Annotated in this window: 21 protein-coding genes; 11 read left to right on the top strand and 10 right to left on the bottom strand. The window is 64.0% G+C overall.

What is annotated here, in order from left to right:
• Window positions 1-46 precede the first annotated feature (46 nt).
• The 7 genes from IVA75_RS13270 to IVA75_RS13240 all read right to left on the bottom strand — a co-directional run bounded on the left by IVA75_RS13270 (window position 47) and on the right by IVA75_RS13240 (window position 5,389).
• Window positions 47-775 carry an ABC transporter ATP-binding protein gene (locus tag IVA75_RS13270; RefSeq protein ID WP_035968321.1) on the bottom strand — a complete coding sequence of 243 codons (729 nt, stop codon included), beginning with the start codon at window positions 773-775 and terminating at the stop codon, window positions 47-49.
• Entirely contained in the window at window positions 768-1,535 is a 768-nt protein-coding gene (locus IVA75_RS13265) for an ABC transporter ATP-binding protein (protein ID WP_247285302.1), read from the bottom strand. Before IVA75_RS13265 ends, IVA75_RS13270 begins: the two co-directional genes overlap by 8 nt.
• Complete coding sequence (locus tag IVA75_RS13260; RefSeq protein ID WP_247285301.1) at window positions 1,528-2,472, bottom strand: branched-chain amino acid ABC transporter permease; 945 nt, start codon at window positions 2,470-2,472, stop codon at window positions 1,528-1,530. The genes IVA75_RS13265 and IVA75_RS13260 overlap by 8 nt, the downstream gene beginning before the upstream one ends.
• Window positions 2,469-3,386 (bottom strand): branched-chain amino acid ABC transporter permease, encoded by a 918-nt coding sequence (locus tag IVA75_RS13255; protein WP_247285300.1) that lies wholly within the window; start codon window positions 3,384-3,386, stop codon window positions 2,469-2,471. The genes IVA75_RS13260 and IVA75_RS13255 overlap by 4 nt, the downstream gene beginning before the upstream one ends.
• 308 nt (window positions 3,387-3,694) lie before the next feature.
• Window positions 3,695-3,913 (bottom strand): hypothetical protein, encoded by a 219-nt coding sequence (locus tag IVA75_RS13250; RefSeq protein ID WP_247285299.1) that lies wholly within the window; start codon window positions 3,911-3,913, stop codon window positions 3,695-3,697.
• Window position 3,914: 1 nt separating this feature from the next.
• Window positions 3,915-4,574, bottom strand: a complete 660-nt coding sequence (locus tag IVA75_RS13245; protein WP_247285298.1) for an acyl-homoserine-lactone synthase — start codon at window positions 4,572-4,574, stop codon at window positions 3,915-3,917.
• A gap of 86 nt (window positions 4,575-4,660) precedes the next feature.
• The gene (locus tag IVA75_RS13240; protein WP_247285297.1) at window positions 4,661-5,389 is read right to left on the bottom strand and encodes a LuxR family transcriptional regulator; all 729 of its coding nucleotides are present in this window, start codon (window positions 5,387-5,389) and stop codon (window positions 4,661-4,663) included.
• 165 nt (window positions 5,390-5,554) lie between these two features.
• Between IVA75_RS13240 and IVA75_RS13235 the strand changes: the two genes are divergently transcribed.
• The 9 genes from IVA75_RS13235 (at window position 5,555) to IVA75_RS13195 (ending at window position 14,559) form a co-directional block, all read left to right on the top strand.
• Complete coding sequence (locus IVA75_RS13235) at window positions 5,555-5,731, top strand: hypothetical protein (protein ID WP_007597932.1); 177 nt, start codon at window positions 5,555-5,557, stop codon at window positions 5,729-5,731.
• Between the two features lie 333 nt (window positions 5,732-6,064).
• Window positions 6,065-7,000 carry a LysR family transcriptional regulator gene (locus IVA75_RS13230; protein WP_247285296.1) on the top strand — a complete coding sequence of 312 codons (936 nt, stop codon included), beginning with the start codon at window positions 6,065-6,067 and terminating at the stop codon, window positions 6,998-7,000.
• Between the two features lie 143 nt (window positions 7,001-7,143).
• The gene (locus IVA75_RS13225; RefSeq protein WP_247285295.1) at window positions 7,144-8,022 is read left to right on the top strand and encodes a shikimate dehydrogenase; all 879 of its coding nucleotides are present in this window, start codon (window positions 7,144-7,146) and stop codon (window positions 8,020-8,022) included.
• Window positions 8,023-8,078: 56 nt separating this feature from the next.
• Window positions 8,079-9,209 (top strand): ABC transporter substrate-binding protein, encoded by a 1,131-nt coding sequence (locus IVA75_RS13220; RefSeq protein ID WP_247285294.1) that lies wholly within the window; start codon window positions 8,079-8,081, stop codon window positions 9,207-9,209.
• A gap of 123 nt (window positions 9,210-9,332) precedes the next feature.
• Window positions 9,333-10,208 carry a branched-chain amino acid ABC transporter permease gene (locus IVA75_RS13215; RefSeq protein WP_247285293.1) on the top strand — a complete coding sequence of 292 codons (876 nt, stop codon included), beginning with the start codon at window positions 9,333-9,335 and terminating at the stop codon, window positions 10,206-10,208.
• Window positions 10,205-11,203 (top strand): branched-chain amino acid ABC transporter permease, encoded by a 999-nt coding sequence (locus IVA75_RS13210; protein ID WP_247285292.1) that lies wholly within the window; start codon window positions 10,205-10,207, stop codon window positions 11,201-11,203. Before IVA75_RS13215 ends, IVA75_RS13210 begins: the two co-directional genes overlap by 4 nt.
• Window positions 11,200-11,943 (top strand): ABC transporter ATP-binding protein, encoded by a 744-nt coding sequence (locus IVA75_RS13205; protein ID WP_027565923.1) that lies wholly within the window; start codon window positions 11,200-11,202, stop codon window positions 11,941-11,943. Before IVA75_RS13210 ends, IVA75_RS13205 begins: the two co-directional genes overlap by 4 nt.
• 10 nt (window positions 11,944-11,953) lie before the next feature.
• Window positions 11,954-12,691 (top strand): ABC transporter ATP-binding protein, encoded by a 738-nt coding sequence (locus IVA75_RS13200; RefSeq protein ID WP_247285291.1) that lies wholly within the window; start codon window positions 11,954-11,956, stop codon window positions 12,689-12,691.
• The gene (locus IVA75_RS13195; RefSeq protein ID WP_247285290.1) at window positions 12,688-14,559 is read left to right on the top strand and encodes a sugar phosphate isomerase/epimerase and 4-hydroxyphenylpyruvate domain-containing protein; all 1,872 of its coding nucleotides are present in this window, start codon (window positions 12,688-12,690) and stop codon (window positions 14,557-14,559) included. Before IVA75_RS13200 ends, IVA75_RS13195 begins: the two co-directional genes overlap by 4 nt.
• A 207-nt stretch (window positions 14,560-14,766) precedes the next feature.
• On the opposite strand, the gene IVA75_RS13190 is transcribed toward IVA75_RS13195, so the two are convergent.
• Window positions 14,767-15,939 carry an ABC transporter substrate-binding protein gene (locus tag IVA75_RS13190; RefSeq protein ID WP_027514457.1) on the bottom strand — a complete coding sequence of 391 codons (1,173 nt, stop codon included), beginning with the start codon at window positions 15,937-15,939 and terminating at the stop codon, window positions 14,767-14,769.
• Between the two features lie 297 nt (window positions 15,940-16,236).
• Between IVA75_RS13190 and IVA75_RS13185 the strand changes: the two genes are divergently transcribed.
• On the top strand, window positions 16,237-17,499 hold the full coding sequence (locus IVA75_RS13185) for an NAD(P)/FAD-dependent oxidoreductase (protein WP_247285289.1): 1,263 nt from the start codon (window positions 16,237-16,239) through the stop codon (window positions 17,497-17,499).
• Between the two features lie 61 nt (window positions 17,500-17,560).
• On the opposite strand, the gene IVA75_RS13180 is transcribed toward IVA75_RS13185, so the two are convergent.
• Both IVA75_RS13180 and IVA75_RS13175 read right to left on the bottom strand, forming a co-directional pair.
• Window positions 17,561-18,772 (bottom strand): ABC transporter substrate-binding protein, encoded by a 1,212-nt coding sequence (locus IVA75_RS13180; protein WP_247285288.1) that lies wholly within the window; start codon window positions 18,770-18,772, stop codon window positions 17,561-17,563.
• A 44-nt stretch (window positions 18,773-18,816) separates the two neighbouring features.
• Window positions 18,817-20,037 carry a cytochrome P450 gene (locus tag IVA75_RS13175; RefSeq protein WP_247285287.1) on the bottom strand — a complete coding sequence of 407 codons (1,221 nt, stop codon included), beginning with the start codon at window positions 20,035-20,037 and terminating at the stop codon, window positions 18,817-18,819.
• A gap of 83 nt (window positions 20,038-20,120) precedes the next feature.
• On the opposite strand from IVA75_RS13175, the gene IVA75_RS13170 reads away from it, so the two are divergent.
• The gene (locus IVA75_RS13170) at window positions 20,121-20,627 is read left to right on the top strand and encodes a MarR family winged helix-turn-helix transcriptional regulator (RefSeq protein ID WP_247285286.1); all 507 of its coding nucleotides are present in this window, start codon (window positions 20,121-20,123) and stop codon (window positions 20,625-20,627) included.
• Window positions 20,628-20,884: the final 257 nt, after the last annotated feature.

The following is a 20,884-nucleotide window of genomic DNA, read 5'->3' as shown; positions in this document are numbered from 1 at the left end:
TCTGGATTGCTTCGCTACGCTCGCAATGACGGGAGAGAGCGGAGCCTCAAATCCCCAGATATTTGTGCTGCAGATCCGGCTCAGCCAGTAGCTCGTCCGAGGTGCCGCTCCACACCGTCTTGCCGCGCTCGATGATGGTATGGCGGTCGCAGATGCGGGCAAGGTGGTCGACGTTCTTGTCGACGACCAGGATCGATTGTCCCCGGCTCTTGAGCAGCGACAGGCAGCTCCAGATCTCTTCGCGTATCAGGGGCGCCAAACCTTCGGTCGCTTCATCCAGGATGAGGAGCTTCGGGTTGGTCATCAACGCGCGGCCGATCGCGAGCATCTGCTGCTCGCCGCCGGAGAGCTGGTTGCCCATGTTGGAAGCGCGCTCGGCCAGGCGCGGAAACATCACGTAGATCGCCGCCAGCGTCCAGGGGTTGCGGCTGTCGAAACGATCGGCGGCGGCCGCGACCAGGTTTTCGCGCACGGTGAGGTTCGGGAAGATCTGCCGCCCCTCGGGGACGAGGCCGACACCGAGTTGCGCTATCCGATAGGACGGCTGCGTCCGCACTTCCGAGCCTGCGAAGCGGATGCTGCCTGCGCGCGCCGGCGTCAGGCCCATGATCGAGCGGATGGTCGTGGTCTTGCCCATGCCGTTGCGGCCCATCAGCGAGACCATCTCGCCTGATTTGACCGACAGCGACAGGCCGAACAGCACCTGGGACAGGCCGTAGCAGGTCTCGATGCCGTCGACCTCGAGCAGCGTGTCACCCATCCCTTTTTCAGACATGGTGCGTCACCACATGCGCCTCGCCGAGATAGGCGCGCTTGACGTCCTCGTTCGCCCGGATCGCGGCCGGATCGCCGGAGGCGATGACGCGGCCATAGACCAGCACGGAGATGCGGTCGGCGAGCGCAAACACCGCCGGCATGTCGTGCTCGACCAGCACGATCGAGACCTCCTTGCGCAGCTCCTGGAGCAGCTGCACCATGCGCTGGGACTCGGTGACGCCGAGGCCCGCCATCGGCTCGTCGAGCAGCAAAAGCTTTGGCTTGCTTGCCAGCGCAACCGCCAGCTCGATCTGGCGACGCTCGCCATGGCTGAGCCTGGACACCAGGACGTCGGCACGATGGGCGAGACCGACGCGGTCGAGCGCGGCATGCGCGGCATCGCGCAGGTCCTTCTCCTTGCGTGCATCGGCGAAGAATCGGAATGAGGTGCCAGCATGCGCCTGCGCCGCGAGCGCGACATTATCGGCGGCGGTGAAATCAAGCAGCAGCGAGGTGATCTGGAACGAACGTGCCAGGCCCAGCGCGCAGCGGCGATAGGCTGGCAGATAGGTGATGTCGCGCCCCGCCAGCGAGACGCTGCCGGAATGCGGCTCCAGATGCCCGGTGAGCTGGCTGATCAGCGTGGTCTTGCCGGCGCCGTTCGGGCCGATGATGGCGTGCAGCTCGCCTGCCGCGACGTCGAGCGAGACGTTGTCCGTCGCAATGATGCCGCCGAAGCGGCGCACCAGCCTGTCGACACGGAGCAGCGGCTCAGCCACGATTGAGCCTCCCGAGCAGGCCCATGATGCCGCCGCGGCCGAACAGCACGATCAGCAGCAGCAGCGGGCCCATGATCAGCGCCCAATATTCGGTGAGCTGCGACAAGAACTCTTCCAGCAGCAAATACACCACCGCGCCGATGACCGGACCGAACAGCGTGCCCATGCCCCCGAGGATCACCATCACCATGAGGTCGCCGGAACGGGTCCAGTACATCGCGGCCGGGCTGACGAAATCGGTGTTGTTGGCGAGCAGCGCGCCGGCGAGGCCGCACATCATGCCCGAGATGACGAAGCAGACCAACTGGTAGCGTTTCGAGGGAAAGCCGATCGCCTGCATGCGCTGCTCGTTGGAGCGCAGGCCCTGCAGGACGAGGCCAAAGCGCGAATTGACAATGCGCCAGATCAGGAAGACCACGCCGAACAGGCAGGTTAGGCAGAGATAGTAGAACTGCGTGCGGTTCGACAGGTTGATCAGCCCGGAGAAGTCGCTGCGCTTATAGACGGTGAGGCCGTCATCGCCGCCGTAACGCGCCAGCCCCGAGGCGACGTAATAGGCCATCTGCGCGAAAGCGAGCGTGATCATGATGAAGTAAACGCCACGCGTGCGAAGCGAGAGCGCGCCGATCACGACGGCGTAAGTCGCGGAGGCCGCGAGCGCGACCGGAAACTGGATGAAGCCGCTTCCGACGCCTTCCTGCGCCAGCATGCCGACCGCGTAACCGCCGATGCCGAGATAGGCGGCGTGACCAAAGCTCATCATGCCGCCAAAACCCATGATGAGGTTGAGGCTCGCGGCCGCTAGCGCCAGGATGACGATGCGGGTGAACAGCGTCAGGATGAAGATGTTGCCGGAGACTTGCGAATAGAGCGGAAGCAGCACGAGGCCCGCCAGCATCAGGGCCGTGACGGCCTTAGCTACAGTGAAAGTCTTCATCGACGGTTGGCCGGAAACAGCCCCTCCGGACGCACCACCAGCACGACCGCCATCAGCAGATAGATCAGCATGGACGACAGCGCGGGCGCGGCAGTGGAAGCAGCAGCGCCGCTCAGCACCTGCCGCAACAAATTGGGCAGGAAGGCGCGGCCGAGCGTGTCGATCATGCCGACGAAGATCGCGGCCAGGAACGCACCCCGGATCGAACCGATGCCACCGATCACGATGATGACGAAGGCGAGGATCAGGATGTTCTCGCCCATGCCGATCTGCACGGTGAGGATCGGCGCCTGCATCAACCCGGCAAGACCAGCGAGCGCGGCACCGAGGCCGAACACCAGGGTGTAGAGCAGCTTGATGTTGATGCCGAGCGCGCCGATCATCTCGCGATTGGACGCGCCGGCCCGGATCAGCATGCCGATGCGGGTACGCATCACGCCGAGATAGAGCAACAGCGCAACCAGCAGCGCCACGACGATGATGGCGAGGCGATAAGCGGGATAGTGAATGCCGGGCAGGATCGGCACCGGCACGGTGAGCCAGGCCGGCAGCGGCAGCGCAAGCCCGGCCGGCCCCCAGATCAGCCGCACGGCTTCATTGAAGAACAGGATCAGGCCGAAGGTCGCGAGCACGTGGTCGAGATGGTCGCGTCCGTAGAGGTGCCGCAGCGCGGTCATCTCGAGCACGATACCGAGCACGAGGGTTGCACCGAGCGCCAGCAGCGCACCGAGCAGAAAGCTGCCGGTCCAGGCTGCGAAGGTCGCGGCGAAATAGGCGCCCATCATGTAGAGCGAGCCGTGCGCGAGGTTGACGAGATCCATGATCCCGAACACCAGCGTCAGGCCGGCGGCGAGCAGGAACAGCAGCAGGCCGAACTGCAAACCGTTCAAGAACTGTTCGACGACGAGCAGCATCAAAACTCTTTCAGGCGCACGCAGGTTCGCGCCGATGTTCGAACACGGTCGCCATCAGTGAAAGAGCTCCCCCTGCCTGTACAAGGCGGAAAAATGGGTAATGGCAGTATCGTTCCGAGGCAAGAGCGATTCGACACCCAACATGCACTTTGTTGCATGCCGATGCATGCGATCGATCCCGGCCCCGCAATCAGCCTTGCAAGAAGACTGCCGCGCAGGATGGGTCAACCTGCCGCACCCAAACGGATCACCCTCCCTCCGTTGCCGGAGAGAGGGTGTGAATTCGTCGCAACGTGTGATGGAGACGCCTAGTGCGACGTCATCTGCCGGGGAAGCTCATCCGGCTCGGCAAGCACGCTGTTGGCCGTCGAGGCCTCCAGCGCCGCCATCCGGAACAGATAGGCGAGCGTCGCCAATCCGGTGTCTTCCGCCATCTGCGCGAGTTCGAGCGCCATGTCGGACATGTAGCCGAGATTTTCGTCTTTGATCTGCGCCATGATCTGGCTGTCCCGCATCATGTTCGACATCTCAGGCGCTCTTTCGTTGCGCGGCAGCGAGGCCGCAGAGGTTGGCAAGGGCGATGCAATCGATACGCGGACCGTCCTGTTGGACGACGTTTGTCGTCCCGATACGGTCACACACGGCATCCAGCGACTCCTGACGGATCTCGATCGTGGCCGCCATCGTCCAGGAATCTTCGACCAGCGCCGGCAATCCCAGCGGCGTGACGATGAATCCGATCTCGTGGAAGCGCGGCAGCCACCAGGTCTCCATCACAAGAGAGAGACGCTCGATGCCCTGATCGAGACAGAACTCCTGCGCCGCTGCCATCAATTGCCAATTGAACGCGCCGTCGCGGCGCTCGCGCGAAACGAAGAAACGTGACCACTCCCATACCAGCGGGTTCGAGGGGCAACCGCGCACCGCGGCGAGATGCGGGAAGACCTCGCTCATCATCGTCGGCTTGGTGGTAGGATAGAGGCGGGAGCCGCCGAGCACCCGGCGAGTTTCGAGCGCCAGCAGGTAGACCGCGTCCTCATTGTCGTAGGTATCGACCTCGCGGCCATCGGGCTTGCGCAGCGCCTCCCATTTCCGCTCCTCGACAAAAATCTCGTGACGCACCCTGAAATGTTGCTCGAGAACGTCCTCGTAGAGGTGCCGGTTGGCGGCAGAAATCACATGAATCATTTATTCCCCCATTGTTCGAAATAAGGGGAACACTCACGGAAAACGGCCAAAGAGACTATTGGGAAATTTCCCAGTAGGCGCGGATTTCAGGGGGTGATGATTCTGTGGCGGATTGCGATCGCAACCGCATGCGTCCGGTTGACGGCACCAAGTTTGCGCGCGGCAGTTGCGAGATGCTCTTCGGCGGTGCGCTGCGTGATGTGCAGGATCTCGCCGATTTCCCAAGCCGACTTGCCCTGCGAGGCCCAGGCGAGCACCTCGCGCTCGCGCGGGGTAAGGCGCATCGATCGATGCGGCGCCGGATCGAGCAAGCGGCGAATGTGATCGAAGCCGTACATGCCGATCAGGTGCAGCGCCGGCTTGCTGCGCGCATTGAGATCGAGGTGAACGCCACTGAGCGAGACGCCGGCCTCGTAGCCGGTCAATCCGTGGATCGGCACGACGAAGCCGCGCGACATACGGAAATCGGCAGCGCGCCGCATCACCTCCACCGCGCCCGGCTCCAGCTCCGGATCGTACGGCGCCTCGGACCACTCGAAAGGGTTCACCGTCTGCCGGCATTTGCGGATCACGGGATCGACGCGGTCGTAGCCTTTTTGGGTATAGAGGCTGAACCACTCCGCCGGCCACTTCTTGGCGAGCACCATCTGGGAAAAACGCTGATCGGGATTCGGCAAGCCGGTTACGATGATGTGCTCGAAGCCGTAGCGCCCGAACGCGGTCGCAAGCGCATCCATGGCGTCCGGAACCTTGGTATAGGCTCCAAGCCCCTCAATGAAGTCGAGCGCTTCCCGGCCATAATCCACGGCGGACATCGGTGCGTTTCCTGACCCTCGTTATCGCTATAGCACGTCCTGGCGACTGCCTCAATTCAGCGCTTCCGTAGTTTCCCGGTATCCCTTTGACCCCGAAGGCTTAATCTACTTGTGGAAGAAGTGACGTCAAGTTACACCTATAATGTCTGAAGCGGGGAAACCACGATGGAAGACGAGGACATCGCCCTCAACAGCGTGCTCGGCCTGGAACTCAACCGCGTATTTTTCGCCGTCCGCGAAACGGCAAACAAGCAGAAGATCATCGAGTTCGCGCGCGGGGTGCTGCAAAGCGAGCGCAGCAAGCCGGCCGAGAGCGCCTCGCCGGACGGACCGGCGAGCTAGCACGCAATTGCTGTGAGCGCACGAACGGTCCGTTCGGTGCCATGGCTTGCTCTGATCTGAACCGAACAACCGAACGCGAATGTTTCCTTCCTTCTCCCCTTGTGGGAGAAGTGGCGTAGGTGGCCTTCGGCCGCCGTTCTTAAAACAAAACGCCGATGCTTCGGATCGGCTATGGCGCCGGATGAGGGGTTGTTTCCACGCGTTCAAATGCGCGAGGCTCGCGCGGGGAGAGAACCCTTCACCCGTCTCGCCCTATCGCGGCGGTCCACCCGCCTCCACAAGGGGAGAGGGAAAGGCAGCGCCGACGACGATTATCTTTTGGATGCCCAAGACATGATGACGCTGCGCCAGGTTGAAGTGATCCGTGCCGTGATGGTGACGGGCACGATCGGCGGCGCGGCGAAGCTGCTGAACGTTTCGGCACCGGGCATCAGCCGCCTCGTCAAATACACCGAGCGCTCGCTCGGCATCCGCTTCTTTCAGCGCCAGAACGGCCGCTATTTCCCGACGCCGGAAGCCGAGAACATCTTCGAGCAGATCAACGGCGTCTACAAGAAGGTCGACGACCTCTCCGAGATCATCTCCAAGATCGGACGCGGCGGATTGTCGGAGTTGCGAATCGGCTCGGTGCCGAGCATTTCGCAAGTCATGGTGCCGCGCGCAATCGAGCGGGTCCGGCGGCGCTATCCGGATTTGGGCATCGACATCAACATCCTCAAGCTCGAGGAAGCCATCGACTATCTCATGCTCGGCCGCGGCGAGTGCGTGGCGATGAGCTACCGCCTGGAGCATTCCGGACTCGACTTCATGCCGCTCGCCTCCGGCGAGCTCTATTGCATCGTGCCGCCGGGCCACGAGCTCGCCGGCCGCAAGCAGGTCTCCGCCGCCGAGATCACCCGCTATCCGCTGATCGGCATCGATCCCAACGATCCCTACGGGCGGATCATGGCCGAGATCTTCGCGCGCCACCGCCTCGAGTACAACATCACCATCCGCGCCCGCTTCGGCACCACGGTCTGCGCGCTGGTGAAGGCGGGGCTCGGCATCGCCATCATAGACCAGTTCACGGTGGCCCATGGCGGCTATCCCGGCATCGAGCTTATCAAGATCACCGAGCCGACGCGATTCGACACCTATATCGCGGTGAAGCGCGGCGCGCCGCTGTCGCTTCATGTCGAGTATTTCATCGAGGCCCTGCGCGCGGAGATGCGCGCGGTCGAGCCGTCGCGGAGCAAAAGCAAGGCCGCGCCGCCACGGCGGAAGAGATAACATTACGTTAGGTTTGCAGGACAAAAGGGTAATTGTGTTAGGCCGAGGAAAGGCTATCGTCCGTGGTGGAAGCCCCTTGGAATTGGGCGGATTTCCCCGCTAATGGCCGGGACCAAACGCTCCCAACGAGACGATAGCGAACCATGTCAAAGCGCGGACCTGCCGCATCCAAAAAGCTCCTGACCGGCCTGATCGGCGCACCCATCGCGCATTCCGCCTCCCCTGCCATGCATGAGCGCGCCGCGGAGGGGCTTGGCCTGCGCGGACATTACCAGCTCATCGAAGTGGCCGGCGCCGATGCGGCCGGGCTCCGGCTGATGCTGGAAGGCGTGCGGCGCCTCGGCTTTGCCGGCGTCAACGTCACTTTTCCCTACAAGGAGGCAGTGGTCCCGCTGCTCGATGAACTGGCACCGGGTGCGGCCGCGATGGGGGCGGTCAACACCGTCGTCGTCAGCAACGGCCGGCTGATCGGCCACAACACCGACACGACTGGCTTTGCGCGCGCAGTCGCGCCGCTGCTGGCGGCCTCTGGAAACGCGGTCGCCGTGATCGGCACCGGCGGCGTCGGCAAGGCGATCGCGTTTGCGCTGGCGAGCCTTGACGTGGCCGACATCCGCATCTTCGACAGCGAGCCGGCACGCGCCGAAAAACTCGCCGCACTGCTCGTCAAGCAGGGTGGCGCCAGGGTCGCCGCGAGCGTCGAGGACGCGCTCGACGGCGCAACGGGCCTCGTCAACGGCACGCCGGTCGGCATGCTGCCGAACCGGGAAACGCCGGTCGCGCCGACGCTGTTGCGTCAAAACCTGTGGGTCGCCGACGCCGTCTACTCACCGCTGATCACGCCGCTGCTGGCGGCTGCCCAAGCCAAGGGCGCACGGATCATGACCGGCCGGGAGCTTGCGATCTACCAGGCCGCCGACGCTTTCGAACTGTTCACTGGCCTTGCCCCATCCACCGAGATCATGGGAGAGGCATTCGACGAGGTGATGGCGGCACGAAGCCCGGCCTATCACGCAGCGTAACCGAAGCGGCCGGACACAAGGCCGCGCGTAACATCAAAGAAATCGGAGGAGAGACCATGAAATCGACCATTCTGGCAGGCGCCCTGCTTGCATTCGCGACCGCAACCGGTGTCCACGCCCAGGCGATCAAGCTCGCCGACGTCGCCGAGCTGTCCGGCGGCGGCGCCACCGTCGGCACCAACTGGAAGAACGGCATCGACCTCGCGATCGAGGAGATCAACGCCAAGGGCGGCGTGCTCGGCCGCAAGCTCGAAGTCACTCATGCGGACTCGCAATCCAACCCGGGCGTCGCGCGCGCGCAGGTGCAAAAGGCGCTCGACGCCGAGCCCTATGTGCTGCTCGGACCCGGCTATTCCGGGTCCGTGAAGGTGACGGCGCCGCTGGCGGCCGAGGCCGGCATCGCGCAGATCATGGGCGGCGAAGCCGCCGAGCTGACGCAAGGCGGAAACAAATTCCTGTTCCGCACCTCGTTCGGCCAGCAATCGTCGATGCCGAAGGTCGCCAAATACATTCACGACGACATGAAGGCGAAGTCGGTCGCCGTCGTCTGGGTCAACAATGACTTTGGCCGCGGCGGTCGCGATGTCGTCGTCAAGGAGCTCGACCGGCTCGGCTCCAAGGTCGTCGCCGATCTCTCCACCGAGGCGGGCCAGGCCGATTTCGCCGCCGACGTCGGCAAGATCAAGGCCGCCAATCCCGACGCCGTGTTCGTCTATTTGAACGAGGAAGAGAGCGCGCGCATCCTCAAGGAGCTGAAGCGCCAGGGCGTCACCGCGCCGCTGATGGGCGAGACCACGCTGATCGGTCAGAAGGTGATCGAGCTTGCGGGCGATGCCGCCAACGGCGCGCGCGGCCATGTCGGCCTCACCACCGATGCGCCGGTCGACCTGATCAAGGCCTTTCGCGACAAGTTCGCGAAGAAGTACAATTACGTGCCCGACCATAACGGGCTGAAAGGCTATCTCGCGGTCTACATGGTGAAGGCCGCCACCGACAAGATGGGCAAGGTCGATTCCAAGGCGTTCGCCGACACGCTGCACGGCCTGACCATCAAGGCCGCGGACGAGCCGGGCATCCTGATGGACGTCTCCTTCAGCGACACCGGTGACATCGATCGCCAGAGCTTTCTGGTCGAAGTGGTCGAAGGCAAGCAGGTCGTGAAACAGGTGCTGCCGAAGGTGAAGTGAGGTCTTTGCCCTTCGCTCGCTTCTTGCGGAGCGAGATCTTTCGTCTCCCTCTCCCGTAAGAATGGGGGGAGGGAGAAGAAAGAGAGTGGGGAGAGGGAGAAGACAGCGCGCCGAGAGGGGAAAATGTCCAATCTGTTCGATCTTCTGGTCGCGGGACTTGCCACCGGCGCGATCTATGCGCTGGTCGCGGTCGGCTTCACGCTGCTGTGGCAGACCTCGCAGACCATCAATTTCGCGCAAGGCGAGTTCGTGATGCTGCCGGCGTTCCTGATGCTGGCGGCGATGCATGCCGGCGCGCCGTTCTGGCTCGCGATCATCCTCGGTATCCTGCTCTCGATGCTCCTGCTCGGCCTCGCCTTCAAGATGCTGCTGGTGGATCCGATGATGCGTCACGGCGTGCTGCCGCTCGCGATCGCGACCATGGCGCTCGCGATCGGCCTCAAGGAGGCCGCAAAACAGTTCTTCAGCGCCGAAGCCTCACCCTTCCCCTCAATCGTGCCGACCGGGGACGTCTCCATCCTCGGCCATGCCGTCTCGCTGCAAAGCATCGGCGTCCTCGTCCTCGCTATCGTTGCCGTCTTCGGCTTGACCGCGCTTCTCAACCGCACCTCGCTCGGCCACCAGATGCAGGCGGCGGCGCAGAATCCGACCGTGGCGCGCATCATCGGCGTTCCGGTCGAGCGGATGATTCTCCTGACCTTCCTGATCAACGCGTTCCTGGTCGCTCTCGCCTCGCTGTTGATCACGCCGATTTATCTCGCGAAATTCACGTCCGGCGAGGTGCTGGGCCAGGCTGCCTTCATCGCCGCGATCGTCGGCGGGTTCAATCAGGTGCGCGGCGCGATCGCAGGCGGTCTCCTGATCGGCGTGCTCGACAATCTCGCGGCCGCCTATGTCTCGACGCAGTACCGCGCCGCCGTGCCGATGATCTTCCTGATCGCCGTCATCCTGTTCCGGCCGCAGGGCCTGCTCGGTCGCGCCGAGGAGCGCACCGTATGAGTGGCTTCGCCAAACCTCTCAAGATCGCGTTCGGCCTCATCGTCATCGCTGCGCTGATCGTCGTCCCCATGAACTTCAACCGCTATGGCCTGTTCATCCTGAGCCAATGGGCGGTGATGGCCATCGCCGCAATGGGCCTCAACCTCACGCTCGGTTATGCCGGCCAGGTCTCGCTGGCACAGGGCGCCTTCGTCGGCATCGGCGCCTACGCCGCGGCAATCATGACCACCCATGGCTGGCCGCTGCCGGCGGCGATCGTCGTTGCGATCGCCTTGAGCTTCGCGGTCGGCTGGATGCTCGGCTATCCCGCGCTGCGGGTGCAGCACCATTACCTGGCCTTCGTCACGCTCGCCTTCTCCACGCTGGCCTTCCTGGTGTTTCGCAACGAGAGCTGGCTCACCGGCGGCATCTACGGCATCTCCAACATTCCGCGTCCGCACATCTTCGGCATCGCGGCCAACAAGCCGCTGCCGTTCTACTATGTCTGTCTCGGCTCGCTCGCGATCGTGTCGCTCGCGGTGTGGTGGCTGATCCGCTCGCCCTGGGGCCGCGCCTTCATGGCGCTGCGCGAAAACCCGCTGCGGGCGCAGTCGCTGGGCGTCGACACGCGCCGCTATACGCTGATGGCGTTCGCGATCGGCTCGGCGCTCGGCGGGGTCGCCGGCGCGCTCTATGCGCCGCTGACGCAATATATCGATCCCGTGCCGTTCAACCTGTCGCTCTCGCTCGACCTCCTGATGATGGTGATCGTCGGCGGTGCCGGCTTCTTCCTCGGTCCGTTCCTCGGCGCGATGATCGCCGTGCTGTTGCCGGAATGGCTGCGTTTCACCGAGGGCTATTATCTGATGCTCTACGCGATCGCGGTGATGGGGCTGCTGATCTGGTCGCCGACCGGAATCTTGGGAATCCTCGACCGCTACCTCGCCGAACGCCGTACCAAGGTGGCCTCCGCCCAGCGCGCCGTCGCAAAGTCCCGGCTGGAGACGGTGCAATGAGCGCGGTCCTCGAAGTCACCGACATCAAGAAGAACTTTGGCGGCATCAGCGCCGTCGGCGGCGTCTCTTTCGACGTCCGCGAAGGCGAGATCCTCGGGCTGATCGGACCGAACGGCTGCGGCAAGTCGACCCTGTTCAACTGCATCCTCGGCCAGCTCACGCCGAGCGGCGGCGAGGTCAAGCTCGACGGCAAGGTCGTCACGGGCTTGCGCCCCGCCGAGCTCAACAAGCTCGGGGTCAGCCGCACCTTCCAGCTCCTGCAGGTGTTCCCAAAACTCTCGGTGCGCGAGAACCTGATCCTCGCGGGACAGGAGCACCAGGGCAGCATGGCCTCGCGCCTGGTCGGCCGCTCCGATGCCGGACTGACGGAGGCCGCCAACCAGATGATCGGCTTTTTCAAGCTCGATCATCTCGCCGACGAGCCGGCCGGCGGGCTCTCCTATGGCCAGCAAAAACTGCTCGACGCCGCCATGGCCTTCATGGGCGGACCGCGGCTGGTGCTGCTCGACGAGCCAGCCGGCGGCGTCAACCCGTCGATGCTCGCTGACCTGAAGGACCGCCTGGTCGCGATCAACCGCGAGAAGAACGCCACCTTCGTCGTGATCGAGCACAACATGGAATTCGTGATGTCGCTGTGCTCGCGCGTGATGGTGATGGCGGAAGGCAAGGTGCTGGCGATGGGACGGCCCGACGAGGTCCGAAAGAACCCCGCCGTGATCGAAGCCTATCTAGGACATTGAGGAACCAGCCATGAGCGATCCGATCCTCTCGGTTCACAATCTCGTCGGCGGCTACGGCAAGATGACGATCCTGAACGGCACCACCTTCGCCGTGCCGCAGGCCACCATCACCACCATCATCGGCCCGAACGGCGCCGGCAAGTCCACCGTGTTCAAGGCGATCTTCGGCCTGCTCAAGCTGCGCGAGGGCAAGATCAACTTCGCCGGCCGCGACGTCACCCATTTGGGCCAGCGCGCGCTGCTCAATGCCGGCATCTGCTACGTGCCGCAGGGCCGCAACATCTTTCCCGAACTGTCGGTGCGCCACAATATCGAGCTCGGCGGAGTTTCCGCCGGCAAGGGCATCGACCTGCGGAGCCGGATCGAGGCCGCGCTCGACCTGTTCCCGGCGCTGCGGCGGAAATCGACGCAGCAGGCCTCCACGCTGTCCGGCGGCGAGCAGAAACAGCTCGAAATCGCCCGCTCGCTGCTGCTCGAACCGAAGCTCGTTCTGATCGACGAGCCCTCGATCGGCCTGTCGCCGCTGATGGTGCAGCAGACTTTCGACATCCTGCAATCCCTGCGCGACCGCGGTGTCACCATTCTGATGATCGAGCAGAACGCACGCTCGGCACTGGAGATTTCCGACATCGGCATCGTGCTCGAGCTCGGCCAGACCCGGATGATCGACGGCGCGAAGCGCATATTGAATGATCCCCGCATCGGACAATTGTTCCTGGGCGGCGCGATGGAGGACAACGCAGCATGAGTAAACGCTCGATCGCAACGGTCTCTCTCTCCGGCGCCCTTGACGAGAAGCTCCGCGCCATCGCGTCTGCAGGCTTCGACGCGGTCGAGATTTTCGAGAACGATCTGCTGTCGTTCGGCGCCGGCCCGCGCGACATCGCAAAACTCTGCAAGGACCTCAATCTCGAGATCTGCGCGTTTCAGCCGTTCCGCGATTTCGAGGGCATGCCGGAGCCGCAGCGTTCGCGCAACTTTGCCCGCGCCGAGCGCAAGTTCGACCTGATGCAGGAGCTCGGCACTGACCTGCTGCTGATCTGCTCCAACGTGTCGCCGGCCTCGCTCGGCGGCATCGACCGCGCCGCGGATGATTTTCGCGAGCTTGGCGAGCGCGCGGCCAAACGGTCTTTGCGGGTCGGCTACGAGGCATTGGCTTGGGGACGCCACGTCAACGATTACCGCGATGCATGGGAAATCGTACGGCGCGCCGATCACCCCGCGATCGGTGTCATCCTCGACAGCTTTCACGCACTGGCCCCCGGCTTTCCGGTCCGCGCGATGGCCTCGATCCCCGGCGACAAGATCTTCCTGGTCCAGCTTGCGGACGCGCCGAAGCTCGAGCTCGACATCTTGTCGTGGAGCCGGCACTTCCGCTCCTTTCCCGGCCAGGGCGACTTGCCGGTCGGCGAGTTCATGGCGGCGATCGCGGCAACCGGCTATGCCGGACCGCTGTCGCTGGAGATCTTCAACGACCAATTCCGCGCCGGCTCGGCCGTGCAGACCGCGGTCGACGGCCTGCGTTCGCTGATCCTGCTGGAAGACCAGCTTGCACCGGATTGGCCAAAGCTCATCAGCGAGCCCTTGGCGCCGAAGCCCAGAAGTCGCGGCACGGGCTTCATCGAGTTTGCCGTCAACGAAACCAAGGCCGGCGAACTCGCCCGCCTGCTCGCGCAACTCGGTTTCCGCAAGACCGGCAAGCATCGCAGCAAGGCGGTGGAGCGCTGGTCGCAAGGCAAGGTCGAGCTCGTCGTCAACTCCGAGACCGACGGCTTTGCGCATTCGCACTACGTGACGCATGGCCCCGGCGTCTGCGCCATCGCGCTCGACGTCGACAATGCCGGCCTCGTCATGCAGCGCGCCGAAACACTGAAAGCGCGCACCTTCTACCAGCCTGTCGGACCGGGCGAGCTCGAGATTCCCGCAATCCACGGCGTCGGCGGCAGCCTGCTGTATTTCCTCGACCAAGCCGGCAAGAACTGGGACACGGATTTCGAACAAGTCCCGAGCGACGCTCGCGCGGACGCCCTGCTGGCCGTCGATCACATCGCGCAGTCGATGCCCTATGACGAGATGCTGTCATGGCTGCTGTTCTACACCGGCATCCTCGACCTCAAGCGGCTGCCGCAGATGGAGATCGCCGATCCCAGGGGCCTCGTGCAAAGCCAGGCCGTCGTCAACGGCGACCAGAGCCTGCGCTTCGTGCTCAACGGCTCATCCGCCAACCGCACGCTGCCGGCCCGCTTCATCTCGGAGTTTTTCGGCTCGGGCGTGCAGCACGTCGCGTTCACGTGCCGGGACATTTTCGCGGCGGTCGCGGAGATGCGCAAGCGCGGCGCGGATTTTTTGGATATCCCGGATAATTACTACGACGACATCGAAGCCAAATACGACCTCGCGCCCGAGCTGATGGCGCAGCTGCGCGCCAACCACATTCTCTACGACCGCGAAGGCGACGGGGAGTTCTTTCAGGTCTACACCCACATCTTCGACGAGCGTTTCTTCTTCGAGATCGTGGAGCGACGGGACTACCACGGCTTCGGCGCGGCCAATGCCGGGATCAGGCTCGCGGCGCAAGCGCGCGAGGTGCGGCCTGTGAGTATGCCGCGGGTGTAGTCTCTACCGAGGCCGTCATTGCGAGGAGCGAAGCGACGAAGCAATCCAGAGTCTTTCCACGGAAAGATTCTGGATTGCTTCGCTGCGCTCGCAATGACGTGGAGGGAGCATGAGAGTGCGGCGACAGGGCTGCCCGCAGAGGCAGCCCTCACCCCAACCCTCTCCCCGTAAGAACGGGGCGAGGGAGGAGAGAGAGCTCGCCCGGACTCACTTCATCGCGCATTTGTCGTGGAAGCGATCCTGGTCGTTTTCAACGATGGTCGCGACCGTCTTCAGCGAGAGCTGGCCTTCGCCGTCCTTGACCACGTCCTGGAGATAGAAGTTCTGCACCGGGATGTGGTTCTTGCCGTACTTGAAGGGGCCGCGTAGCGACTTGAAGTTGGCCTTCTCCATCTCGGCTTTCATCGCGTCCTTCTTGCTGGTGTCGCCCTTCACCGCGACCACCGCGCTGTTGATGAGCTGGGCCGCGTCATAGGCTTGCGCGCCATAATAGGTCGGGCGCAGGCCGGGGTACTTCTTGCGATAGTCGGCGACGAAGCGCTTGTTCTGCTCGTTGGGCAGATCATTCACCCATTCCTGCGCGCCGGGAACGCCGAGCGCGTTCTCCTTTTGCAGCGGCAGCGACAGCTCGTCGACGGTGAACGCCGTGTAGAGCGGCATCGTGCTCTTCAGCCCGGCCTGCGCATATTGGTTGAGGAACTGCACGCCGGCTGCACCCGGATAGAACACGAAGATCGACTCGGCGCCCGAGGCGCGCGCCTTGGAGAGCTCGGCGGAGAAGTCGAGCTGGCTCGGCCAGACCGTGTATTCCTCGCCCTTGACCTCGCCCTTGAACGTGCTCTTCACGCCCGCGAGCATGTCCTTGCCGGCGGCGTAGTTCGGGCCGATCAAGAAGACGCTCTTGACGCCCTTCTGGTTCATGTAGAGGCCCATGGCGGCCGGCGTCTGGTCGTTCTGCCAGGAGGTCGAGAACACATAAGGCGAGCAGAGCTCGCCGGCGAGCTGCGACGGACCGGCATTGGCCGAGATCAGGATGGTCTGCGAATCCACGGCGGTCTTGAGCGAGGCCAGCAGCACGTTCGACCAGATGTAGCCGACGATGAAGTCGACCTTGTCGGACTGCACCAGCTTCTCGGTCTTCTGCTTGCCGACGTCGGGCTTCTGTCCGTCGTCCTCGTAAATCACCTCGACCGGCTTGCCGTCCATCTTGCGGCCGATGTGATCCAGCGCGAGCTCGAACGAGTTGCGCATGTCGTTGCCGATCACGGCGGTCGGGCCGCTGAAGGTCGAAACGAATCCGATCTTGATGGTGTCGCCGGCGGATGCCGGGCCTGCCAGCACCAGCGCCGCTGCGCCCGCCAGCCAGAATGCCGTCCTCATAACCACTCCCCTCCATATTATTATGCCCGGAAGCGGGGTGATTGCCGCCCCGGGTCATCTCTATTGAACGCAAAATCTGTCGCGCCGCCAATGGCTCAGCGCCCGCCCTGCACCATATTTCGCCCGGATCGTTAATGGCAAGAAATATAGTTCTACTCACTTCGGCGAGGGCTGCGGCGCTTTTTCGCGGGATATCGATACGCCATGCCTATTCAGCGATTGATGAGGGCTATTGGACCGCGGCGCCCGATCAGCGTTTAGATGAGGACAGAGCCGCGAGATTCGGAGGGGCGCATCATGACCACGACACCGCACCGCGTCGTCATCGTCGGAGCCGGCTTCGGCGGGCTGGAGACGACCTACCGGCTCGCCGGCAGCCCGGTCGAGATCACGCTGATCGATCGCCGCAACCATCATTTGTTCCAACCGCTGCTCTACCAGGTCGCGACCGCCTCGCTCGCCACCAGCGAGATCGCATGGCCGGTCCGGCACCTGATGCGCGACCGGCGCGATGTGACGACGCTGTTTGCGACCGTCAGCGGCGTCGATGCCGACAGGCGCTGCGTGCTGATCGACGACGGCAGCGAGGTGCCTTACGACACGCTGGTGCTCGCCACCGGTGCGCGGCACGCCTATTTCGGCCACGACGAATGGGAGCAGTTCGCGCCGGGCCTGAAGACGCTGGAGGACGCGACGACGCTGCGCCGTCACATCCTGGTGGCGTTCGAGCGCGCCGAGCGCGAGACCGATCCGGAAAAGCGCGCGGCGCGGCTGACTTTCGTCATCGTCGGCGCCGGCCCCACCGGCGTCGAGCTCGCCGGTACCATCGCGGAGATGGCGCATCACACACTGCCCGCCGACTTCCGCAACATCGACACGCATAAGGCCCGCGTGGTGCTGATCGAGGCGGGTCCGCGCGTGCTCGCAGGCTTCCCCGATGACCTTTCGGCCTACGCGCAGGCCTCGCTGGAGAAAATCGGTGTCGAGGTCGTGCTCGGACAGGCCGTCACCGAGATCAATCGCGAGGGCGTGGTGTTCGGCGGCAAGCTGCTCGAAGCCAAGACACGAATCTGGGCCGCCGGCGTGCGCGCCTCGCCCGTGGCCGAGTGGCTGGGCGCACCGGCCGATCGTGCCGGGCGCGTGCAGGTCGAAGACGATCTTACGATCCCCGATCATCCCGAAATCTTTGCGATCGGCGATACCGTTTTGATCAACGCCTGGGACGGCAAGCCCGTGCCCGGCATCGCGCCCGCCGCCAAGCAGCAGGGCCGTCACGTGGCCGAGACCATCAAGGCCCGGCTGCGCAAAGAGCCGACCGGCCCGTTCCGCTACAAGCACTCCGGCAGCCTCGCGCAGATCGGCAAGCGGCTCGCGGTGATCGACTTCGGCCGCATCAAGCTGCGCGGCACCATCGCGTGGTGGATCTGGGGCATTGCCCACATCTACTTCCTGATCGGCTTGCGCCACCGCCTCAGCGTCGCCCTGAGCTGGCTCTGGATCTACGCCCGCGACCAGCGGGCAGCGCGGCTGATCACGCAGGGGAGTAGTAAGGTGGTGTAGGGCTTCTTCTCCCTCTCCCCGTTCTTACGGGGAGAGGTTAAGTGACGCGCGCTCGCCGCCCCTACTTCACCAACTCGCACCCACCATCCGCCAACGGTCGAAACGCCTGCTCCGCGGCAATCGTCGAAACCAGCTTGTAATAATCGTACGGATATTTCGACTCCTCCGGTTTCTTCACCTCGAACAAATACATCGGATGCACGACGCGACCGTCCTGGCGAATCGTGGTGTCGCCGAACAGCTTGTCCTTGCCCTTGAACTTCTTCATCTCGGGCACGGCATCCTTGGCATTGTCGCTGCCGGTGGCGGCGACCGCGTTGAGATAAGCGAGCGTGGAGGCATAGACCCCGGCCTGGTTTCCGCTCGGCATCTTGCCGTTCATGCCGGGCCGCGCCGCGAACCGCTTGGCGAAGGCGCGGGTATCGTCGTTCATGTCCCAGTAGAAGGCCTCCATGAGCTGAAGCCCTTGCGCGACCTTGATGCCCATGCCGTGGACGTCGTTGATGAAGAGCAGGAAGGCGACGAGCTTTTGTCCGCCCTGCTGGATCCCGAACTCGGCCGCCTGCTTCACCGCGTTGATGGTGTCGCCGCCGGCATTGGCGAGCCCGATCACCTGGGCCTTGGAGCTCTGCGCCTGCAACAGGAACGACGCGAAGTCGGACGTGCCGAGCGGATGCTTGCTGGAGCCCAACACCTTGCCGCCATGCGCCTCGATGTATTTCTGGGCTTCCGCCTCGATGCCCTTGCCGAGCGCGTAATCGACCGTGAGGAAATACCAGTCCTTGCCGCCGCGCGACATCATCGCGGCCGCCGTGGTGTTGCCGGTCGCCCAGGCGTCGTTGACCCACTGGATGGTGTTGGGCGAGCAGGCCTTGCCGGTGAGATCGGAGCTCGCGGTAGATGATGCGAGAAACGTCATGCGGCTGCCGCGCAGCAGCGTGTTGATGGAGAGGCCGACCGCCGAATTCGGCACGTCGACAATGGCGTCGACGCCCTCGACATCGAGCCATTTGCGCGCGATGGCGTTGCCGACATCGGCCTTGTTCTGGTGATCGGCGTAGACGATGTCGACCTTGATGCCTTTGCCGCCGCCGTTGAAGTCCTCAGCGGCCATCCGCGCGGCCTCGACCGAGCCCATGCCGTTGGTATCCTGGAAGATGCCGGAGATGTCGTTGAGCACGCCGACGCGCACGACATTGTCGGAGATCTCGGCATTTGCCGCGCCGCCAATCAGGCTCGCGGCCAGCGCAAGCGTCCACTTCAAGTTCTTCATTGGTCCCTCCCCTGTCGTATTGATTATTTCCGATGCCGGCAGCGTCAGCCCAGCGTGATGGTTACAGGCAGGCTGTCGAGCCCGCGCAGCGTGTTGTTGAAACGGCGCTGTGGCTCGCCCGTGATCTCGATCTTCGCGATCCGGCGGGCCAGAGCAGCGAGCATTGTCTCGCCCTCGAGCCGCGCGACCAGCTGACCGACGCACATGTGAATACCTGAGCCATAGCCGACATGGCCCGACGTGCGGCGGGTGACGTCGTAGCTGTCCGGCTTGTCCCAGCGCCGCGGATCGCGATTGGCAGCCGCCAGGAACATCAACACCTTCTCGCCCTCACCGATGGTCGCGCCTGACAGATCGACCTCGCGCGTTGTCGTGCGGAAGAAGGTCTGCACCGGACTTTCAAAACGGACGGCCTCCTCGAAAGCGTTGCGCGCCAGCGTGAAATCGCCGCGCAAGCGCTGCCACTGCTCCGGGAAGCGCGCGAGACAGTAGACCGCTGCACCGATGCCGTTGACGGTGGTGTCGAGGCCCGCCGACAGCAGCGAACGCACCAGCAGCGGCGCTTCGGTCGCGGTGATGGCACCCTCGTCGACATGAGCGTGGATGCAGGCGCCGATGCCGCCGGGCGTGAGGTTGTCCCGCTGGCACTGCTCGGTAACATAGGCCTGGTGCGGCGCCGAGCGCGCGATCGCCTCGTTGCGCAACTGGTTCGGCGGGCCGAAGGCGTTGAACACCACGCTCGCATAGGGAATGAGATTCTCGCGTCCCTCAGGCTTCAGCCCGAGCGCATCCGGGAAGATCGACAGCGGATAGGCTTCGGCGAGGTCCGTGATGGCATCGAAGCTGCGCTTCTCCAGCAAAGCGTCCACACGCTCTTCCGCTGCCGCGGCAAAGCGGTCGCGGAGCCCCTTCATCACCGTCGGCGACAGCACCTTCGAGAGCACGGCGCGGGTGCGGGCGTGCGCGGGTGGATCGGCTTCGAGGATCAGGCTTGGCGGCCGCCACGGCGTCTCCTTCTTGAAGTCGGACAGGCCGACGCCGCGGCTCGAGCAGAAGGTCGCGGGATCGTTCAGCACGGCATGAACTTCGGCATAGCGCGCCACGCCATAGACGTTCCACTTGTCGAGATAGACGACCGGTCCCGCCTCTCGCAGCAGCTCATGCGTCGGATAGGGGTCGGCAAAAAAGTCCATCGCGAAGGGATCGACGTCGAGATGCCGGACGGCCGACGAACCGTTGATTTCCGGGGAGCTGGAAGTGCTCATTGAAGTCGTCCCTCATTTTGATCTTGTGAAAGGGCCGCGCTTACCTTTAGGTCTCCAGACACGCCGCGAGACAGAATCCCGACATGCCGCCGTCTTCGACCAGAGCCCGCCAAAAACCTGCGCCCGCCGAGACCGGACCGACGCTCGATCTCGACCGCTACGTCCCCGCGTTCATCACCTTCATCGCCAACAAGCTCTCGAACAGCGCCACCGCGTTCTATCAGCGAGAGTTCGGCGTCAACGTCACGGAATGGCGGATCATGTCGCTGCTGGCGATCGAGCCCGGCATTCCGGCCTCGCGCATCTGCCATGTCATCGGTTTCGACAAGGGCCCGGTGAGCCGGACGCTGGCCGGCCTGGAAAAGCGCGGGCTGGTGTCGATCCGCACCGATCCCAAGGACGGGCGCACCCATTCGATCTCGCTGACGGCGAAGGGCCGCACCACCCATGACAAGGTGATCGTCGCGGCATTCGAGCGCGAACGGCGCCTGTTGTCTTGCCTGGACAAGGACGAGCGCGAGGTGCTGATCGAGCTGTTGCGCCGCCTGCACGAAAATCTCGGCGCGGTGACCGGCAGCACTGAGACCTGACGGAGCACGCGCGGTACGCGGGCCTCTCTCATGTCCAGGCATGCGCCGGCATTCGCCGGCGGCACTCTCTCTGCCGAGCATTGCGTCCTCCAGAATCCGACGCGGCGGTTCCTCCCGCCGTCATCCCAGCCTGGAACTGGTTCGCACAAATTAGTTGCTTAGGCAACAAAAGAATCATGCAGGATAATGCGGCAGGGCAGCTGGCCTAACGGCGAGCTGTTTTCAGCCCGTTATTGCGAGAGGAGGCCTACGGCCGC

The organism is Bradyrhizobium sp. 134, assembly GCF_023074155.1.
GTDB lineage: Bacteria > Pseudomonadota > Alphaproteobacteria > Rhizobiales > Xanthobacteraceae > Bradyrhizobium.
This window is presented reverse-complemented; position numbering and strand designations above follow the sequence as displayed.

Coding starts and splice junctions, on each gene's coding strand:
- IVA75_RS13270 (WP_035968321.1), bottom strand. CDS start 775: ATGTCTGAAAAAGGGATGGGTGACACGCTGCTCGAGGTCGACGGCATC.
- IVA75_RS13260 (WP_247285301.1), bottom strand. CDS start 2,472: ATGAAGACTTTCACTGTAGCTAAGGCCGTCACGGCCCTGATGCTGGCG.
- IVA75_RS13255 (WP_247285300.1), bottom strand. CDS start 3,386: ATGCTGCTCGTCGTCGAACAGTTCTTGAACGGTTTGCAGTTCGGCCTG.
- IVA75_RS13250 (WP_247285299.1), bottom strand. CDS start 3,913: ATGTCGAACATGATGCGGGACAGCCAGATCATGGCGCAGATCAAAGAC.
- IVA75_RS13245 (WP_247285298.1), bottom strand. CDS start 4,574: ATGATTCATGTGATTTCTGCCGCCAACCGGCACCTCTACGAGGACGTT.
- IVA75_RS13240 (WP_247285297.1), bottom strand. CDS start 5,389: ATGTCCGCCGTGGATTATGGCCGGGAAGCGCTCGACTTCATTGAGGGG.
- IVA75_RS13235 (WP_007597932.1), top strand. CDS start 5,555: ATGGAAGACGAGGACATCGCCCTCAACAGCGTGCTCGGCCTGGAACTC.
- IVA75_RS13230 (WP_247285296.1), top strand. CDS start 6,065: ATGATGACGCTGCGCCAGGTTGAAGTGATCCGTGCCGTGATGGTGACG.
- IVA75_RS13225 (WP_247285295.1), top strand. CDS start 7,144: ATGTCAAAGCGCGGACCTGCCGCATCCAAAAAGCTCCTGACCGGCCTG.
- IVA75_RS13220 (WP_247285294.1), top strand. CDS start 8,079: ATGAAATCGACCATTCTGGCAGGCGCCCTGCTTGCATTCGCGACCGCA.
- IVA75_RS13215 (WP_247285293.1), top strand. CDS start 9,333: ATGTCCAATCTGTTCGATCTTCTGGTCGCGGGACTTGCCACCGGCGCG.
- IVA75_RS13210 (WP_247285292.1), top strand. CDS start 10,205: ATGAGTGGCTTCGCCAAACCTCTCAAGATCGCGTTCGGCCTCATCGTC.
- IVA75_RS13205 (WP_027565923.1), top strand. CDS start 11,200: ATGAGCGCGGTCCTCGAAGTCACCGACATCAAGAAGAACTTTGGCGGC.
- IVA75_RS13200 (WP_247285291.1), top strand. CDS start 11,954: ATGAGCGATCCGATCCTCTCGGTTCACAATCTCGTCGGCGGCTACGGC.
- IVA75_RS13195 (WP_247285290.1), top strand. CDS start 12,688: ATGAGTAAACGCTCGATCGCAACGGTCTCTCTCTCCGGCGCCCTTGAC.
- IVA75_RS13190 (WP_027514457.1), bottom strand. CDS start 15,939: ATGAGGACGGCATTCTGGCTGGCGGGCGCAGCGGCGCTGGTGCTGGCA.
- IVA75_RS13185 (WP_247285289.1), top strand. CDS start 16,237: ATGACCACGACACCGCACCGCGTCGTCATCGTCGGAGCCGGCTTCGGC.
- IVA75_RS13180 (WP_247285288.1), bottom strand. CDS start 18,772: ATGAAGAACTTGAAGTGGACGCTTGCGCTGGCCGCGAGCCTGATTGGC.
- IVA75_RS13175 (WP_247285287.1), bottom strand. CDS start 20,037: ATGAGCACTTCCAGCTCCCCGGAAATCAACGGTTCGTCGGCCGTCCGG.
- IVA75_RS13170 (WP_247285286.1), top strand. CDS start 20,121: ATGCCGCCGTCTTCGACCAGAGCCCGCCAAAAACCTGCGCCCGCCGAG.